This is a genomic window from Mesorhizobium sp. M4A.F.Ca.ET.020.02.1.1 (assembly GCF_004022645.1).
Lineage (GTDB): Bacteria > Pseudomonadota > Alphaproteobacteria > Rhizobiales > Rhizobiaceae > Mesorhizobium.
This window is the reverse complement of sequence record NZ_RZOI01000535.1, coordinates 1-4,313: the sequence shown is the minus strand read 5'-3', so window position 1 is coordinate 4,313 and position 4,313 is coordinate 1. Positions and strand designations below refer to the sequence as shown.

5 protein-coding genes are annotated in these 4,313 nt (G+C 64.0%); 3 read left to right on the top strand and 2 right to left on the bottom strand.

The genetic code is table 11. The features are described from left to right. From EN742_RS26035 to EN742_RS26025, 3 genes are all read left to right on the top strand, one after another. A partial coding sequence (locus EN742_RS26035) for a TRCF domain-containing protein (RefSeq protein WP_348632867.1) occupies positions 1-648 on the top strand: 648 nt, incomplete at its 5' end. A 333-nt stretch (positions 649-981) separates the two neighbouring features. Continuing rightward, positions 982-2,355: a 3-deoxy-7-phosphoheptulonate synthase class II gene (locus EN742_RS26030; protein ID WP_127421901.1), complete on the top strand. Its 1,374-nt coding sequence runs from the start codon at positions 982-984 to the stop codon at positions 2,353-2,355. Positions 2,356-2,534: 179 nt separating this feature from the next. Further along, positions 2,535-3,239, top strand: coding sequence for a hypothetical protein (locus EN742_RS26025; RefSeq protein ID WP_128333446.1), 705 nt, complete (start codon positions 2,535-2,537; stop codon positions 3,237-3,239). 11 nt (positions 3,240-3,250) lie between these two features. Here EN742_RS26025 and EN742_RS26020 read toward each other — a convergent pair whose 3' ends face one another. After that, positions 3,251-4,018 (bottom strand): RES family NAD+ phosphorylase, encoded by a 768-nt coding sequence (locus tag EN742_RS26020; RefSeq protein ID WP_127421903.1) that lies wholly within the window; start codon positions 4,016-4,018, stop codon positions 3,251-3,253. Continuing rightward, the coding region (locus EN742_RS26015) for an MbcA/ParS/Xre antitoxin family protein (RefSeq protein WP_128333445.1) at positions 3,978-4,313 on the bottom strand (336 nt) is incomplete at its 5' end. The genes EN742_RS26015 and EN742_RS26020, both read right to left, overlap by 41 nt.

Genomic DNA, 4,313 nt, shown 5'->3' with positions numbered 1-4,313 from the left:
CTGCAGTCGCTCGACACGCTCGGCGCCGGCTTCCAGCTCGCCAGCCACGACCTCGATATCCGCGGCGCCGGCAATCTTCTGGGCGAGGAGCAGTCCGGCCACATCAAGGAGGTCGGCTTCGAGCTCTACCAGCAGATGCTGGAAGAGGCGGTGGCCGAGGTGAAGGATTCCGGCGAGGTGCAGGACGTTGGCTGGTCGCCGCAGATCGCCGTCGGCACGGCGGTGATGATCCCGGAAAGCTACGTCCCGGACCTGCAGCTCAGGCTGGCGCTCTACCGCAGGCTCGGCGACCTCGAAAGCACCGAGGAGATCGACGCCTTCGGCGCCGAGCTGATCGACCGTTTCGGACCGCTGCCGGAAGAGGTGACGCATCTCTTGAAGATCGTCTTCATCAAGGCGCTTTGCCGCAGGGCCAATGTCGAGAAGCTCGACGCCGGCCCCAAAGGCGTCGTCATCCATTTCCGCAAGCGTGAATTCTCCAACCCGGTCGGGCTGGTCAAGTTCATCGGCGAGCAGGGCTCGCTGGCCAAGATCCGGCCCGATCACAGCGTCGTCTTCATCCGCGACTGGCCGAACGCCGAAAAGCGACTAGCGGGCTCGGCCGTGGTGATGACGCAGCTGGCGCGGCTGGTGGAGAAAGCCGCCTAGGTGTGTTGAGTTTCAGTTGATGCCGGCCTGCAAATGGCGGTTTCCCTGCGCTTCTGGTGCTCACGTACTTGAGTACGCTCCGCTCCGGTTCTCGGAAATCACCATTTTCGGCTCGGCCTAACCTGAATCTCAACACACCTTGGCCAGCAACGCTCATTCGCCAGCGCTCAAATTCCGGTCTAGAATAGGAATTCGGCTTCGTGTAAGGAGCCGCCACCCCATATTGGGCTGGAATGGCGGGCGAGGGTGCCCGTTCATCTGTTTGTTTGACGCAATTCCGCGCGGAATCACGCTTTTCCTGGAATTGCCGCTGAAGGGCGTTTGGGTGCAACGATGACGAAATGGTCGCCGAATTCGTGGAGAGAAAAGCCGATCAAGCAGGTTCCCGCCTATCCGGACCTTGCCGCGCTGAAGAACACGGAAGCCCAACTCGCCACCTTTCCGCCTTTGGTTTTCGCCGGTGAGGCGCGCAAACTGAAGAAGCAGTTGGCGGCCGTTGCCGCCGGTGATGCATTCCTGCTCCAGGGCGGCGATTGCGCCGAGAGCTTCGCCGAGCATGGCGCGGACAACATCCGCGACTTCTTCCGCGTCTTCCTGCAGATGTCCGTCGTTCTGACCTTCGCCGGCGCGCAGCCGGTGGTGAAGGTCGGCCGCGTCGCCGGCCAGTTCGCCAAGCCGCGCTCTTCCGACAATGAGACCAAGGCCGGCGTGACGTTGCCCAGCTATCGCGGCGACATCATCAACGGCATCGAGTTCGACGCCAAGTCGCGCATTCCCGATCCCGCCCGTCAGGAGATGGCGTATCGCCAGTCGGCGGCGACGCTCAACCTTCTGCGCGCCTTCGCCCAGGGTGGTTATGCCAGCCTGGAGAATGTGCATCGCTGGATGCTTGGTTTCGTCTCCGACAGCCCGCAGGGCGAAAAGTACGAGTCGCTCGCCAACCGCATCACAGAGACCATGGACTTCATGCGCGCAGTCGGCATTACCTCCGAAACCAACTTCGCGCTGCGCGAGACCGATTTCTACACCAGCCATGAGGCGCTGCTGCTCGGCTACGAAGAGGCGCTGACCCGCGTCGATTCCACCTCCGGCGACTGGTACGCCACGTCGGGTCACATGATCTGGATCGGCGACCGCACCCGCCAGCCCGACCATGCGCATGTCGAATATTGCCGCGGCATCAAGAACCCGCTCGGGCTGAAATGCGGCCCGTCGCTGACACCGGACGGCTTGCTGGAACTGATCGACCTGCTCAACCCGGAGAACGAGCCGGGACGGCTGACGCTGATCGCGCGCTTCGGCGCCGACAAGGTGGCCGAGCATCTGCCGAAGCTGGTGCGCGCGGTGCAGAAGGAAGGCCGCAGCGTGGTCTGGTCGTCGGATCCGATGCACGGCAACACGATTGAGGCGGCCGGCTACAAGACACGGCCGTTCGATCGCATCCTGAAGGAGGTGCAGACCTTCTTCGAGGTGCACCGCGGCGAAGGCACGCATCCCGGCGGCATCCATGTCGAGATGACCGGCAAGAACGTTACCGAATGCACCGGCGGGGCCCGTGCCATCACCGCGGAAGACCTGCAGGACCGCTACCACACGCATTGCGATCCGCGCCTCAACGCCGACCAGGCGATCGAGCTCGCCTTCCTGGTCTCGGACCTGCTCAAGAAGAGCCACACGGTCCAGCACAAGCAGGCCGCCAACGGCTGAGCCGCTTGCTGGTTTGAATCTGCGTGATCAAAGGCGCCGGAGAAATCCGGCGCCTTTTTTGTTTCGGGCCGAGGAGCGGTAACATCAGAGCTTACGAAAATGTGTTCTGGCGCGACCATTGCAAAACCAAGATTGGATGGAACTGCATCGTCCACCCCCAACCGGTTCCAGCATTCACCATGCGTCACGAGCATGCCGTCATCCACCACCGCGCCCTTGATTTCTGGTCGGCTCGAGCGGCGGTCCTCATCATCATCTGCCTGCAGCTTCTGGTCATAAACGACTTGTCGTTCGGCCCGCGCTGGCTGGCGCCTGCGATCGAGGCGGTGCTGCTCGTGCCCCTGTCGATCGCGACGGCGTGGACGCAAATGGCGACGCAGAAGGCCATCGATCACGAACATTGGTACGCGATCGGCCGGTTTCGCCTTTACATCCGCCTCACCGCGCTGGTCCTCACCGGCGTCATCAGCGTCATGAACTGCGGGGCGTTGGTCTTCCTGGTCAGGGCGCTGCTCGAAGGCCATGCCGGCGCCGGCACGACGCTGCTTGTCGATGCGCTGAACATCTGGGTCACCAACGTCATCGTCTTCGCGCTTTGGTTCTGGAGCACGGACCGGGGCGGGCCGCCGACCTGTGGGCTGGTCAAGCGCGCGCAGGCCGATTTCCTGTTCCCGCAGATGACGCTGCCCGACCGAGAAATCCGCGGCTGGCTGCCCGGCTTCGTCGACTATGCCTTCCTGGCGTTCACCAACGCGACGGCATTCTCGCCGACCGACACCTTGCCGCTCACCCAGCGCGCCAAGCTCTTGATGATGGCGGAGGCGTCGATCTCGCTGCTGACGATCGCGCTGGTGGCGGCGCGGGCGGTGAACATCCTCGCCTGAATCACGACAAACTAGCGGCCGCGCTCCCAGCGCAAGTTCGCGAGCCGTGGGTCGGTGAAGGCCGCCCTGGAGAATTCGATCCGCTTTTCCGGAAACTCGCAGATCGCCTGCACGCCGAAGACGCCGAGGCGAATGCGCCAGGTCTGCGGTTCCAGCGGCTTTGCTTTTGCAAAACCCTTGCACGTCAACAGCGCGATGTTGGCACCCTTCGGGTCGCGCGCCGAACGGTAGCGGATCGCTTCCAGCCCGGCCTCGCGCGCGACATCGGCGATGGCCTGGCAGGCGGCGTAGTCGGTCGGATGCGTCCATGCGGCCGCGTCACGGTCGAGCGGCGGCCTGGTCAGGTCGATGGCGGCGGCGCATTTGATGGCGGCGGAAAAGGCAGTGTAGTCGGCGGCGTCGCGCGGCCAGGGCGTGTCGGGCGATTCGGCGAAGAACAGCAGGCGGTAGAACGCCATCTCGGCGACAGCCGTGAACATGGTCTCAGCCGCATAGTAGACGCCCCTGGTCCGGCCGGCGCGGCGAAAGCGCGAGCCATGGGGGTAGACCGAGCCGTAGCGGAAGGGCGTCGCCAGCAGGTAGTGGAGGTGCCGGCACTCGAGCGGGATCTGCGGCTTCGTCTCCTCGATCAGCTCTTCCAGCAAGGCCTGCTCGTCGAGCGTGTCGACGACCTTCAGCGTCGAGACGCGGTGCTGCGCCTCGACCATGCGCCAGTACTTGCCTTCAAGCCGGGCGGATTCAGACGAGAGCGCGTCGGGAGTCCAGATAGGCGATGACATCGACAAGTCCTGATATCGACTGGATTTTCTCGATCGGGGCGCTGTCGAAAGCCGTATTAGCGTTCTTCAGCCAGGCCCGGGCGATGCTCTCGTCGCCGCCGACGATGGCGTCGAGAGAACGGAACAGCCGGACGAACAGGACGGCCAGCTCGAACGGCTTGGTGCCGCGCTCGAGCAGGAATTCCTGCTTGCGCATGCGCGAAACCGTGGCTTCCGAGACGCCGATGACGGAAGCCAGCACCCTGGCGGTGACGTCGAGCAGTTCCGCGGCGCGCAGCGTGGCCCTGGTCACGAC

Excerpts from the sequence above, each read along its gene's own strand:
- EN742_RS26020 (WP_127421903.1), bottom strand. The coding sequence starts at position 4,018 with ATGTCATCGCCTATCTGGACTCCCGACGCGCTCTCGTCTGAATCCGCC.
- EN742_RS26025 (WP_128333446.1), top strand. The coding sequence starts at position 2,535 with ATGCGTCACGAGCATGCCGTCATCCACCACCGCGCCCTTGATTTCTGG.
- EN742_RS26030 (WP_127421901.1), top strand. The coding sequence starts at position 982 with ATGACGAAATGGTCGCCGAATTCGTGGAGAGAAAAGCCGATCAAGCAG.